At 39.9% G+C, this 13,193-nt stretch carries 13 protein-coding genes; 5 read left to right on the top strand and 8 right to left on the bottom strand.

Annotated features, from left to right (window positions below; all coding sequences use genetic code 11):
- Positions 1–122: 122 nt before the first annotated feature.
- Both tpiA and rlmD read right to left on the bottom strand, forming a co-directional pair.
- Positions 123–881 (bottom strand): triose-phosphate isomerase, encoded by a 759-nt coding sequence (gene tpiA, locus ACXYSM_RS01605; protein WP_006148028.1) that lies wholly within the window; start codon positions 879–881, stop codon positions 123–125.
- Positions 882–998: 117 nt separating this feature from the next.
- On the bottom strand, positions 999–2,366 hold the full coding sequence (rlmD, locus tag ACXYSM_RS01600; RefSeq protein ID WP_458634111.1) for a 23S rRNA (uracil(1939)-C(5))-methyltransferase RlmD: 1,368 nt from the start codon (positions 2,364–2,366) through the stop codon (positions 999–1,001).
- Positions 2,367–2,421: 55 nt separating this feature from the next.
- On the opposite strand from rlmD, the gene ACXYSM_RS01595 reads away from it, so the two are divergent.
- From ACXYSM_RS01595 to ntdP, 3 genes are all read left to right on the top strand, one after another.
- Positions 2,422–3,198, top strand: coding sequence for an aminoglycoside 3'-phosphotransferase (locus tag ACXYSM_RS01595; RefSeq protein WP_458634110.1), 777 nt, complete (start codon positions 2,422–2,424; stop codon positions 3,196–3,198).
- A gap of 10 nt (positions 3,199–3,208) precedes the next feature.
- Positions 3,209–3,985, top strand: a complete 777-nt coding sequence (recX, locus tag ACXYSM_RS01590) for a recombination regulator RecX (RefSeq protein ID WP_458634109.1) — start codon at positions 3,209–3,211, stop codon at positions 3,983–3,985.
- An 87-nt stretch (positions 3,986–4,072) separates the two neighbouring features.
- Positions 4,073–4,606, top strand: a complete 534-nt coding sequence (gene ntdP / locus ACXYSM_RS01585; protein WP_004252157.1) for a nucleoside tri-diphosphate phosphatase — start codon at positions 4,073–4,075, stop codon at positions 4,604–4,606.
- Between the two features lie 72 nt (positions 4,607–4,678).
- Here ntdP and ACXYSM_RS01580 read toward each other — a convergent pair whose 3' ends face one another.
- From ACXYSM_RS01580 to ACXYSM_RS01565, 4 genes are all read right to left on the bottom strand, one after another.
- Complete coding sequence (locus ACXYSM_RS01580) at positions 4,679–5,446, bottom strand: epoxyqueuosine reductase QueH (RefSeq protein WP_004252154.1); 768 nt, start codon at positions 5,444–5,446, stop codon at positions 4,679–4,681.
- Between the two features lie 131 nt (positions 5,447–5,577).
- On the bottom strand, positions 5,578–6,921 hold the full coding sequence (asnS, locus tag ACXYSM_RS01575) for an asparagine--tRNA ligase (RefSeq protein ID WP_458634692.1): 1,344 nt from the start codon (positions 6,919–6,921) through the stop codon (positions 5,578–5,580).
- A gap of 149 nt (positions 6,922–7,070) precedes the next feature.
- Complete coding sequence (locus ACXYSM_RS01570) at positions 7,071–8,249, bottom strand: pyridoxal phosphate-dependent aminotransferase (RefSeq protein ID WP_458634108.1); 1,179 nt, start codon at positions 8,247–8,249, stop codon at positions 7,071–7,073.
- Positions 8,246–8,734 (bottom strand): cell wall elongation regulator TseB-like domain-containing protein, encoded by a 489-nt coding sequence (locus ACXYSM_RS01565; protein ID WP_458634107.1) that lies wholly within the window; start codon positions 8,732–8,734, stop codon positions 8,246–8,248. Before ACXYSM_RS01565 ends, ACXYSM_RS01570 begins: the two co-directional genes overlap by 4 nt.
- Before the next feature lie 268 nt (positions 8,735–9,002).
- On the opposite strand from ACXYSM_RS01565, the gene ACXYSM_RS01560 reads away from it, so the two are divergent.
- Complete coding sequence (locus tag ACXYSM_RS01560) at positions 9,003–9,551, top strand: NADPH-dependent FMN reductase (RefSeq protein WP_458634106.1); 549 nt, start codon at positions 9,003–9,005, stop codon at positions 9,549–9,551.
- 53 nt (positions 9,552–9,604) lie between these two features.
- Here ACXYSM_RS01560 and ACXYSM_RS01555 read toward each other — a convergent pair whose 3' ends face one another.
- Positions 9,605–10,795, bottom strand: coding sequence for an O-antigen ligase family protein (locus ACXYSM_RS01555; RefSeq protein WP_458634105.1), 1,191 nt, complete (start codon positions 10,793–10,795; stop codon positions 9,605–9,607).
- Positions 10,796–11,007: 212 nt separating this feature from the next.
- Between ACXYSM_RS01555 and birA the strand changes: the two genes are divergently transcribed.
- Positions 11,008–11,943 carry a bifunctional biotin--[acetyl-CoA-carboxylase] ligase/biotin operon repressor BirA gene (gene birA / locus ACXYSM_RS01550; protein WP_458634104.1) on the top strand — a complete coding sequence of 312 codons (936 nt, stop codon included), beginning with the start codon at positions 11,008–11,010 and terminating at the stop codon, positions 11,941–11,943.
- Between the two features lie 59 nt (positions 11,944–12,002).
- Here birA and ACXYSM_RS01545 read toward each other — a convergent pair whose 3' ends face one another.
- A complete protein-coding gene (locus tag ACXYSM_RS01545; RefSeq protein WP_458634103.1) occupies positions 12,003–13,193 on the bottom strand; it encodes an acetate kinase in 1,191 nt (396 codons plus the stop codon).

Below are 13,193 nucleotides of genomic sequence, written 5' to 3'. Positions count from 1 at the left end.
TTCTCCTTTCCTTTTCATTCAAAATGCAGAAAAGAGCGTGCTTTCGCACGCCTTTTTACTAAAAAGAAGACAGGCAGTCTTAACCTCGAGGGAGGGAACTGTCTGTCTCAGATATTTGAAGCTTATTTTACAAAGTCAAGCAATGCCAAGAAGCTTTCTGGATCAAGTGATGCACCACCAACAAGAGCTCCGTCAACGTCTGGACAAGCCATGTATTCTGCAACGTTTTCAGGTTTAACTGAACCACCGTATTGAACACGTACTTTATCAGCTACTTCTTGACCAAAGTCAGCTGCTACAACGTCACGAACAACTTTACACATTTTTTGTGCATCGTCTTGTGAAGCTGATTTACCAGTACCGATAGCCCAGATTGGCTCATAAGCGATAACTGATGAAGCTACTTGTTCTGCAGTCAATCCTGCAAGAGCAGCTGAAACTTGAGCACCTACGAATTCAGCAGCTTTTCCTGCTTCGTAAGTTTCAAGTGACTCACCACAACAGATGATTGGAAGCATACCGTTCGCAAAGATTGCTTTTGCCTTTTTGTTGATGTCTTCATCTGTTTCGTGGAAGTAGTCACGGCGCTCTGAGTGACCGATCACAACATAGTCAGTACCGATTTCTTTCAAAACTTGTGGGCTAGTTTCACCTGTGAAAGCACCTGCATTTTCAAAGTAGCAGTTTTGAGCAGCAACTTTAAGGTTAGTTCCTTTAGCAGCAGCAAGAACTGTTGTCAAGTCAAGTGCAGGAACTGCGATCCCAGCTTCAACAAGGTCAGCTGAAGGAAGTTTTGATGCTACAGCTTCAACGAATGCTTTTGCTTCTTCTGGGTTTTTGTTCATTTTCCAGTTACCAGCGATAAATGGTTTACGTGACATTTCACATACCTCTTTTTTCATTTTATTTTCTATTTATTTTATCATAAATATAGGGAGCTTGCAAATCTTACTCTGTAACTAGAAGTCTTCTTTTCAAATACTTTCCAGTCGTCAATTCTATTTAGAGTCTGGCTTTTTCCTGGTTAATTTGACCACTGCTTCTGTCCTAGCCGTGTGCGGAAACATATCAACTGACTGGATATAATGCAGGTCATAGACTTCAACCAAGCGGACTAAATCACGCGCCAGGGTAGATACATTGCAGGAAATGTAGACCATCTTTTCAGGAGCGTATTTGACGATGGTATCCAAGAGTTTGTCATCTAAACCGGTACGAGGCGGGTCTACAATCAAGGCATCGGCACGATAGCCTTCCTTGTACCAACGAGGGATAATTTCTTCTGCAATTCCAGCCTCATAGTGAGTATTGGTATAACCCATGCGCTTGGCATTTTCTTTGGCATCCTCAATAGCTTCTGGAATAATATCCATCCCTCTCAGACTTTTAACTTTTTTGGCAAAGGCAAAACCAATGGTTCCAACACCACAATAGGCATCAATCAGATGGTCATTCTCATTTACGTCCAAAGCCTTAACGGCTTCACTATAGAGAATTTCTGTCTGTTCAGGATTGAGTTGGTAAAAAGCTCTTGGTGAGAGAGAAAACTCATAGTCTAATACACCCTCACGAATACTATCCTGTCCCCAAATAATCTCTGTCTTGTCCCCATAAATCTCACTAGTTTTAGCAGTATTGGTATTGATTGCGACAGTCACTACTTCAGGATAATCCTTGACTAAATCTTTCACAAATTGAGTCAGATTTAATTGACGATTGGTCACAATGATAATCTGAACTTGCCCAGTTTTCCGTGCGCGACGAACCATGATGGTCCGAACACCCAGAATTTTCCGTTCATCTGTAATCGGAATTTGATGATAGGTCAAGAGTTCTGCCATTCGATTGGCAATCGCTTGTGTCTCCTTGTCTTGAACCAGACAGTCTTTTAGCTCAACCAAGTAGTGCGAATTTTGAGCATATAATCCTGCCTTGACCTGACCCTTAAACTTTCGAGTTTGGAATTGTAGTTTAGCTCGATAATACTTTGGTTCCTGCATACCAATAGTTGGTCTGATTTCATAGTTTTCATAGCCTGCAGGTGCAAATTTTTTCAGAGCTTGATGGAGAAGATCCGTTTTAAACTCCAGCTGCTTGTCATAATGCAGATGCATGATTTGACAGCCTCCACACTCATTATAAATGGTGCAGTCTGGTACCACTCGAAACTTAGATTTTTTATTGACCTCAAGCAGTTTGGCCTCAACGTAATTACGCTTAACAGAAGTCACCTGACAATAGATATCTTCTCCCTTGAGGGCACCTGGAACAAAAACAAGGGTTTTCTGGTAAAATCCGATACCCTCCCCGTTTATCCCCATACGCTTGATTTTTAATGGAATTTTTTGTTTGACTTTAAGACTCATAAGTCTATTATACCACGTAGTTTCTCAATGGTTAAGAATATGTTACAATAAAACCATGAATACAAAGATATCTCATTTTTCCCCATTGGATTTTCCTGAGCAATTACGAATTTATATAGAGGGAGCAACTCTTTCTGACAGCTCTTCTCATTCAGGCGCAAGGGTTCTCTATCTTGATTCAGGTTACTATTTGAAAATAGATCAAAAGGGAAGATTAGAGCGAGAAGCTAGAATTGCAAGTTGGTTTGAACAAGAGGGAATAGGAACTCCAGTCATCCACTATCTATCTACGGATAAAGACTACCTCCTGACGAAAGAGGCTATTGGTCATAATACTCTCGCTTTTTTAGACCAACCAGATAAAATTTGCCGAACCATGGCAGAGGCTCTTAAAAAACTTCATAGCTTTTATCCGCAAAATTTTCCATCAGAAAATCATTTACAGGCCTATAAAGACAGAGCCTTTAAAAACTATAAAAAAGGGGAGTTCTATGCCAAGGCCCTCCTACCCCAATTCCAAATCAACAGTCGCGAAGAGGCCTTCCAACTCATCCAAGAACAAGGGCACCTTTTAAAGACAGATGCCTTTATTCACGGGGATGCCTGTCTACCGAACTTTATTCTAAAGGATGCTGACCACTTCTCTTGCTTTATTGACCTTGGCTTAGCTGATTTCAGTGACCGACATATCGATCTCTTTTGGGCAGTTTGGTCCCTCAACTATAACCTACATGACCCTAAATACGCTGAACTATTTCTTGACTATTATGGGAGAGAACAGGTCGATGTAAATAAACTTCGACTCGTTGCTGCCTTTGAAGCGTTTGGATAAAAGGAAAACCATGAAAATCACAAAACTAGAAAAGAAAAAAAGACTCTATCTGCTAGAACTTGATAGCGACCAAACCTGCTATATTACCGAGGATACCATTGTTCGTTTTATGTTGACCAAGGATAAGGAAATTAGTCCTCAAGAGTTTGCAGAAATTCAGACCTTTGCACAATTTTCCTACGGAAAAAACTTGGCGCTCTACCACTTATCCTTCAAGGCTCGTACTGAAAAGGAAGTCAGAGACTATTTAGTTAAACATGAGATTGATGAGAAAATCATACCACAAGTCATCCAAGTCCTCAAGGATGATAACTGGATCAATGACCGTCAGTATGCCTATGCGATCATCAATTCCAATCAGCTATCTGGTGACAAGGGAAGCTACATGCTGATACAAAAGATTTCTCAAAAAGGAGTTGCTAAGACCCTTATCCAAGAAGTCTTACAAGAATTTAACATGACGGAAGTCGCAGAGCGTACAGCCGAAAAATTACTGAGAAAATATCAGGGCAAATTTCCTGCTCGCGCTCTACAAGATAAGATAATCCAAAATCTTACCAACAAAGGGTTTTCCTACTCGGAAGCTAAAACAGCATTTGACCAACTGGATAGCCAGGTAGAAGAGGAAACTGTTCAAGAACTAATCTTTAAAGAGTTGGATAAGCAATATCGAAAATATTCGCGTAAGTATGAAGGATACGAACTCAAGCAGCGTTTGACCCAAGTTTTAGCACGAAAAGGCTACGATTTTTCGGATATAGCCAGCGCTCTCAGAGAATATCTTTAATTTTTTCATGAAAAACTAAGAACTTTAAACAAAAATGTGATACAATAGTAAACGATAAACTTATAAATTGTAGAAAGTTGGTTAGTTATGAAACTTCCAAAAGAAGGCGACTTTATTACAATTCAAAGTTATAAGCATGATGGGAGTCTTCACCGTACTTGGCGAGACACCATGGTACTAAAAACAACAGAGAACGCTATTATCGGCGTCAACGACCACACACTTGTTACCGAAAGTGACGGTCGTCGTTGGGTAACTCGAGAACCGGCTATTGTTTACTTTCACAAAAAATATTGGTTTAATATCATCGCCATGATTCGTGATAATGGGATTTCCTACTATTGCAATATGGCTAGCCCTTATTATCTAGACGAAGAAGCTTTAAAATACATCGACTATGATTTGGATGTTAAAGTTTTTACAGATGGCGAGAAACGCCTCTTGGACGTCGAAGAGTATGAACGTCATAAGCGAAAGATGAATTATCCTGATGATTTAGACTATATTTTGAAAGAACATGTTAAGATTCTTGTTGATTGGATCAACAATGAACGAGGCCCCTTCTCAGAAGCCTATGTCAACATTTGGTACAAACGCTACGTAGAACTAAAGAATCGGTAAAGTTGTCAAACTAGGGTGTCTGCCCTAGTTTTTTTATAATCAAAAAAAACCTGCCTTAAGGCAGGTTTTCGTTTAAATGTCTAATTTTGTAACGGTGAACTTGATATGGGAATAATCTTTCTCGATATCCTTATCTACCATAAAGGCTGTTGCATCCTTCTTGACCTGCACCAAGTCGATATTCTGGGCTTGAGCTGCATAGACACAGCCACAGTAACATTGGCGATAGATGTCATATTCTTCACACATCTCTACAGAACGCTTGTAGCCTTGATTCTTCTTGAAATCACTCGGAAGATAATGAGTGGTGTAAATTTTCTGCACATCAATCCCGATACTATTGATGGTTTGTGAATTTTTGTGAGGACTGATGGTTAGGGCCGAACCAAAGTAGTCAAATCCTAAATCCATAGCCACCTGCGCTGTCTTATCCAAACGATAGTCAAAACAAACCTTGCAGCGATCCCCACCTTCCGGTTCTTCTTCCAAGCCTCGAACCAGTTTACGGTATTCATTGGGTTCATAAGGTGCTTCTAGATATTGGACATTGTTGCCAGTTCTCTCATTAAAATCACTGACAAACTTTTGGGTCACATAAGCACGCTTGTGATACTCAGCCTTGGGATGGATATTGGAATTAGCAAAATAAATGGTCACATCGGCATACTTAGTCAAGTACTCTAAAGTGTAGGTACTGCAGGGAGCACAACAGACGTGCATGAGAATAGTTGGTCTTTCTTCATTTTTTTCCCAAACTTGGACCATCTTTTGCATGACACGGTCATAGTTGATCTTTTGATTGGGATTCATCTTACTTAGAATTTCTTCAACATCAATCATGCTCTTCTCCTTTTCTTCTTGTTATTTTATCACAAGAAGGCTCTTTGGGCAAATAGGCTATAGTTCATTCATGAATCGATAGAATGATTGAATTTAAAGTAAAAACGCCATCTGGCGTTTTTTTATAGTTATTAAGGTTTAATACGGTGTAACATACGTGGGAATGGAATAGCCTCACGAATGTGTTTTGTACCAGCTGCGAAGGTTACCATACGCTCGATACCGATACCAAATCCACCGTGTGGAACTGTACCGTATTTACGAAGGTCAAGGTAGAATTCGTATTCTGTACGATCCATACCAAGTGATTCCATCTTCGCAACAAGGGCATCGTAGTCTTCCTCACGCATTGAACCACCGATGATTTCTCCATACCCTTCTGGTGCGAGCAAGTCCGCACAAAGAACGCGTTCTGGATTACCAGGAACTGGTTTCATGTAGAAGGCCTTGATATCTGCAGGGTAGTTAATCACAAAAGTTGGCACACCAAAGTGGTTTGAAATCCAAGTTTCATGTGGTGAACCGAAGTCATCACCATGCTCGAGATGCTCATAGTCAGCGTCTTCGTCGTTTTCATGCTCTTGCAAGAGATCAATGGCTTCATCGTAAGTGATGCGTTTAAACGGCTCAGTAATGTAGCGTTTCAAGAGCTCTGTATCACGCTCCAATGTTTCCAAGGCTTGAGGAGCACGGTCAAGAACACCTTGAAGCAACGCTTTAACATAAGCTTCTTGCAAGTCAAGTGACTCATCGTGTGTCAAGTATGAATACTCAGCATCCATCATCCAGAACTCTGTCAAGTGACGGCGAGTCTTAGATTTCTCTGCACGGAATACTGGACCAAAGTCAAAGACGCGACCTAGAGCCATAGCACCTGCTTCAAGATAAAGCTGACCAGATTGACTCAAGTAAGCTGGTGTTCCAAAGTAGTCTGTTTCGAAAAGTTCTGTAGAATCTTCTGCAGCATTTCCTGAAAGGATTGGGCTATCAAATTTCATGAAGCCATTCTTATCAAAGAACTCATAAGTTGCATAGATAATAGCGTTACGGATTTGCATCACTGCTACTTGTTTGCGTGAACGCAACCACAAGTGGCGGTTATCCATCAAGAAGTCTGTTCCGTGTTCTTTTGGAGTAATTGGGTAGTCTTGAGATTCACCGATGACTTCGATGTCTGTAATATCCAACTCATAACCAAATTTTGAGCGCTCATCTTCTTTAACAATCCCTGTTACAAAGACTGAAGTTTCTTGGCTTAGACGTTTGATCGTATCAAATTTTTCAAGACCTACTTCTTCACCAAATTTCTCGATAAAGTTTGGTTTGAAAGCCACGCCTTGGAAGAAGGCAGTTCCGTCACGCAATTGCAAGAAGGCAATTTTTCCTTTTCCTGACTTGTTAGCAACCCAAGCACCAATAGTGACTTCTTGACCAACGTAGTCTTTTACTTCGATAATTGTTACACGTTTTGTCATCATTTATCTTCCTTTTTTCGTTTAACTTGTCTAAAGACATTATTACCCACTATTGTACCACAAATAATGCCTGATAGCTAGCTTGTTCGACAGAATTTCATAAGTTTTTAAACACAAAAACCTCCGTCAAGACGACGAAGATTTTATTTTTATTTTTCCATAAATTGGTGCAAGCGACGAATAGCTTCTTTGAGTGTATCTAGGTCTGTCGCATAACTGAGACGGACATTCTCTGGTGCTCCAAATCCTGCTCCTGTAATCAGGGCCAGACCCACTTCCTCAAGAATAGCCGTTGTAAATGCTGTTACATCTGTATAGCCTTTCATCTCCATAGCTTTTTTAACATTTGGGAAGAGGTAGAAAGCTCCTTGCGGTTTGACTACTTCAAAGCCAGGGACTTGGCACAAGAGAGGATAAATAGTATTGAGACGTTCCTCAAAAGCCTGACGCATGGTTTCTACAGAGTCTTGTGGACCAGTTAAGGCCTCGATTGTTGCGTATTGTGAAACAGCGGTTAGGTTTGAAGTTGTTTGACCAGTCAATTTGCTCATAGCAGCAATAATTTCTGGATCACCTACTGCATAACCAACACGCCATCCTGTCATAGCGTAGGCCTTAGACACTCCATTGATGACAATAGTTTGTTTGCGAATAGCTTCTGATAGACTAGAGATCGGAACGAACTCATTCCCGTTATAGACCAAACGACCATAAATATCATCGGCCAGGATAAGAATATCATGTTCAACAGCCCAATTTCCAATGACTAACAATTCCTCACGAGAATAGATCATCCCAGTCGGATTAGATGGTGAGTTAAGAACCAAGACTTTGGTCTTACCTGTGCGAGCAGCTTCTAATTGCTCCACAGTTACTTTAAAGTGATTGTCTTCCTTGGCTTGGACAAATACTGGAAGGCCTTCTGCCATCTTAACCTGATCCCCATAGCTGACCCAGTAAGGTGTTGGAATGATAACCTCATCACCTGGATTAATCACAGCCATAAAGAAAGTATAGAGTGAGAACTTGGCACCAGTCGCAAAAGTGACCTCATTAGCTGCCACAGAATAACCATAGTATCGTTCAAAATAAGTATTAACTGCTGCTTTTAACTCAGGCAAACCTGAAGCCACCGTATAGAAAGAAGCACGTCCATCTCGAATGGCTGCAACCGCAGCATCCTGAATATTTTCAGGAGTATGAAAATCGGGCTGACCTAAAGTCAAGAAAAGAACGTCTTTTCCTTCAGCCTTTAACTTCTTTGCTCTTGCATCACTAGCCAGAGTGACACTTTCTTCCATCTCTAAGACACGTTTGGATAATTTCATTGTTTCTCCTTTTCGACTAAGGCGCCAGATTCAAAATCTACTAGATAATAGTCTCCTCCAGACTTGATTTCCCAGACAGGCTTTTCAGCGTACCGTCCGAAGGTAATCTTGTCGATCTCAGTTGCTCCTTTTTCTCTGACAACTGCTTCTGCTTTTTCTTGAGAAGTACCATTTTCTAGTTGATATACGTAAATATTGTTGCTACTTTTCTCTACTAAGACAGCAACTGATTTCTGGTTCTTATCTTGGCCAAGAACACTATAATAGCTTTCTAAACCATTGAAGATATCAATCTGGCTAACCGTTTCTAGATTTACATACTGCTTAGCGAGTCTTTCACCTTCTACCTTAGCAGTTCGATAAGGCTTCATGCTGAGCCATACTAAGTAGAGAAAGGAAGAAGTGATGACTAGAGTTAACAAAGTTATACCAATAATGTACTGAAATAATAGGGAATTTTTTTCTTTTTTCTGTCTCTTTTTCACTCGTCTATTTTACCATCTATCCTAGTGAATTACAAGTGAAGTTAGGGGAGGAATCTGGATTTTCAATCCGTTTTTAGGATATCATTACACAACTTCAAGCCGTGTTTTTATAGACTTTTCTACGCTCTTCATTTTTAATTAAAAACTTAGATTCTATTGATTTTATTTTCTGAGCATATCCCTTGCAAATGATTTTATTCTGTTGTAACATATATTGTAACAACAGAGTGATTCAGATTAAAAGATTAAAATTAAAAGGAGACTCCCTATGTCTAAAAAAGTATTGTTTATCGTTGGTTCACTTCGTGAAGGTTCATTCAACCACCAAATGGCATTAGAAGCTGAAAAGGCACTTGCTGGCAAATCCGAGGTAAGTTACCTTGACTACTCAGCCATTCCTCTCTTTAGCCAAGACCTTGAAGTTCCTACCCTTCCAGCTGTTGCAGCGGCTCGCGAAGCTGTTCTAGCTGCTGATGCTATCTGGATCTTCTCTCCAGTTTACAACTTCTCAATTCCAGGGACTGTGAAAAACTTACTTGACTGGCTTTCACGCGCAATTGACTTGTCTGACACTCGTGGAGCATCTGCTCTTCAAGATAAGATTGTTACGGTATCATCTGTAGCTAACGCTGGACACGATCAACTCTTTGCGATTTACAAAGACCTCTTGCCATTTATCCGTACACAAGTCGTTGGTGATTTTACCGCAGCTCGTGTCAATGATTCTGCTTGGGCAGATGGTAAACTAGTCCTTGAAGATAGCATCACTACTTCTCTAGAAAAACAAGCTGAAGACTTAATTCAGGCTATTCAATAGTCTCATATGAAAGAAAAAGATAGTAGAAAATTTTATTTCTACTATCTTTTTTGTTAATCAACAAGTTCTGAAATCATACTATGTTTGAGTGGTAGACTACACATCACTAGAAGGAAGATGAAGGCTGATTGAACCCAGAAGAGGGCCAAGTCAAAAATTCCATGTACAGCCACTACTGTTAAAAATGAAAGATAAAGTCCAAGGATAGGTCTTTTACTTGGTACCTGACTCATATCAATCAACATTCGAATTGGATCTGAAGAAGCAATCCCTAATAATACAGTACCTACTACACCGTAACTCAATATCGTATCAATGTATATACTATGAGCATGTTCGTGATAAGGAGCAAAAATACGAGGATAGGAATGCATATAAGTTAGGGGCCCCTCGCCCCAGAAGGGATTTTGTTTGAATAAGGTCATACCTGCATTCCAGATCGACACTCGTTCTTCCATAGACGAATCGAGCGTCCCCATTCGAACTCCCAAATCGCTCGAGAAGAGAAAGGCTAGACCAACACCAAAGACTCCGATACTGAGCCAGAAGGCACGCCAGTTCTTAATGGTAGTGAAAAGATAAATAATCGCACCAAAGATAATAGCTGGAAAAGCTGTTCTATTTTGGGTGAAATTCAAGCCAAACAAATTTGCAAAGATTGCAATGAGAGAGAAAATTCTCAACCATCTCAATCGAGTCGTACTAATTAGGTAGAATCCAATCATAATACAGAAGCAACAGATAATCCCATAATAATTAGGATTAAAGAAGGCTACCTCTGCACGGTTCTGATGCCAGACCTGCATCTTTGGTGATAAGAAAGTATAATCAAATTTCTTTACAATCTGAAAATGCTCTAAGGCTGCAAAAACTGATGCTAGCACACTAAGCGACATAACCGATTGCAATACCAATCTGAAAAACTTAGGGGTTAAATGGGCTTGGTAATAATAAAAGAAAATTGCAAAGAGGAACATCCCTAAAGTGGAAACCATCCCCATAACATTTTGAGCTAAAAGAGAGATAACACCACTATAGCCGATAAATAAAAGTAAGATAGAATGGTGGGATAATCGTTTTAATATCCCCTTCATCTCTCCTGTAAATATTAGACCTATTAAGTAGGCGATAAAAATAATAACGAAAATATAAAAAGGCAAGAAAATACTTAGAATAACACCTAACAAGACTAGTTCTTGCTTGGATAAGCCTTTCAATTTTTCAATGATACCTATTGATTTCACAACAGATCCTTTCTCTCTGTGCTAAAAAACTCAGATAAATAAACTATTAAAACATTTTACCATTTTTCAAAAGATTTGAAAACCACTTTGTCCATGGCATCCTAACTAAAACTAGGTAAAATTTTTATAGTAGACTAAGATACCTCTCAAAGCGCGCATCCTTTTTTAAAAATATGGTACAATAAATCTAGTTGTTCCAGAAAGGACCTAGTATGAAATCCTACCAAGAAGTTTACAAAATTTTAGCTCATGAAACAGATTATTTAAGCGGAGAGAAAATCGCTGAAATATTAAACCTCTCTCGCACCTCTGTTTGGAAGGCTATCCAACGCCTCCAGCAGGAAGGTTTAGAAATTGACAGCATCAAAAACCGTGGCTACAAACTTCTTCACGGTGACCTAATCTTACCTCAAGAAATAGAAGCTAACAGCCCAATCTCAGTTCAATTTAAGCCTATCACCAAATCAACCCAGAGTGATGCCAAGGAGGCCATGGAAGCTGGTGCCAAAGGAGACATACTCTACCTATCAACAGGCCAAACTATGGGACGTGGTCGATTTCAACGCCCCTACTATTCTCCAGAACAAGGTGGGATTTACATGTCTCTCCACCTCAAGCCCAATCTCTCTTATCTAGATTTGCCAGCCTATACACTCCTGACTGCAGCCGCAATTTATAAGGCTGTTAAAAACCTTTGTCTGATTGATTTAGATATCAAATGGGTCAACGATCTCTACCTAAATCATAAAAAAGTAGCCGGCATCCTAACCGAGGCCATCACTTCTATAGAAACTGGACTGGTTACAGATGTTATCATTGGGGTTGGAATTAACTTCTCTATCGCTAAATTTCCTAAAAATTTACAAGGGAAAGCTGGAAGTTTATTCTCTCAAAACAGTCCAATCACTCGCAACGAACTGATTGCTGAAATCTGGAAATGCTTCTACGAAACTGAGGTCGATGAGCTGCTTTACCTTTATAAAAAACAATCAATTGTTTTAGGCAAAGAAATTTCCTTTAAGAAAGATCAAGAAATCATCTCAGGAAAAGCTTGTGATATCTCTGACCAGGGGCAACTACAGATCCAATTAGCTACTGGTGAAAGAATTTGGCTCAATAGTGGCGAAGTTTCGCTCACTAAATGGTGAAGTATTTTTGAAAAATAAAAAATCGACCTCTCTTTCGAGAAGGTCGATTTTCTTATCTTTTATTTTTTCAAACGTTCAACGTCACGAGCAATGACAAGTTCTTCATCAGTTGGGATGACAAGTACGCGAATTTTTGCAGCATCTGTAGAAATGTCTCCAGTTACTCCAAAGACATTTTTCTCTGGGTCTAGATCACAACCAAACCAAGAGATACCTGAAATAACTTTCTCGCGCACAAGAGTTGCATTTTCACCAACACCAGCAGTAAAGATAATAGCGTCTGCCCCGTTTAGGACTGCCAAGTATTGTCCAATGTATTTTTGGATACGGTCAACATACATTTCAAAGGCAAGAATAGCATCGTGATTGCCTTCGTTCACACCATTCTGAACATCACGCATGTCACTTGATAAGCCTGAAACGGCTTGAAGACCAGATTCACGGTTTAGAATACGGCTAATATCATCTGGAGTCTTGAAGTCTTCTGTATGCTCCATCAAGTAAGGAATGATAGCTGGGTCAATATCACCAGTTCTTGTTCCCATCATCACACCAGCAAGTGGAGTGAATCCCATAGAGGTATCAATTGATTGACCTCCCTTAACAGCTGTGATAGAAGCACCATTACCGATATGGCAAGTGATCAATTTCAATTCTTCGAGTGGACGTCCCAAAAGTTTTGCTGCTTCTTGGGCTACGTACTGGTGGCTTGTACCGTGAGCTCCATATTTACGAACCTTGTTTTCTGTATAGTACTTCGTTGGTAATGGATAACGGTATGCTTTTTCTGGCATTGTAGTGTGGAATGATGTATCAAAGACTGCTACACTTGTAATATCTGGCAACAACTCTTTGAAGGCACGAATACCAGCAGCGTTTGCAGGGTTGTGCAAGGGCGCAAGAAGTCCTAGTTCTTCAATTTTTTCTAAGACATCCCCTTCAACTACGGTAGACTCTTTGAAGTATTCTCCACCTGCAACAACGCGGTGTCCGACACCAGTAATTTCATCATAAGCTTTAATAATTTCAAAACGAATCAAGTCATCAAGTAAGATTTTTACAGCCAAGGTGTGGTTTTCGATATCAAGAATTTGTTGCTCAGAACGACCATCAAACTTAACTGTTGATACAGAATCCTTCAATCCAATTCGCTCAATCAAACCTTTTGCAAGCACCTTTTCTTCTGGCATTTGGTACAGTTGCCATTTCAAGCTAGAGCTTCCAGCGTTAATTGCAATGGTTTTTGTCAT

It is taken from the genome of Streptococcus sp. V940 (genome assembly GCF_054353495.1).
This window is presented reverse-complemented; position numbering and strand designations above follow the sequence as displayed.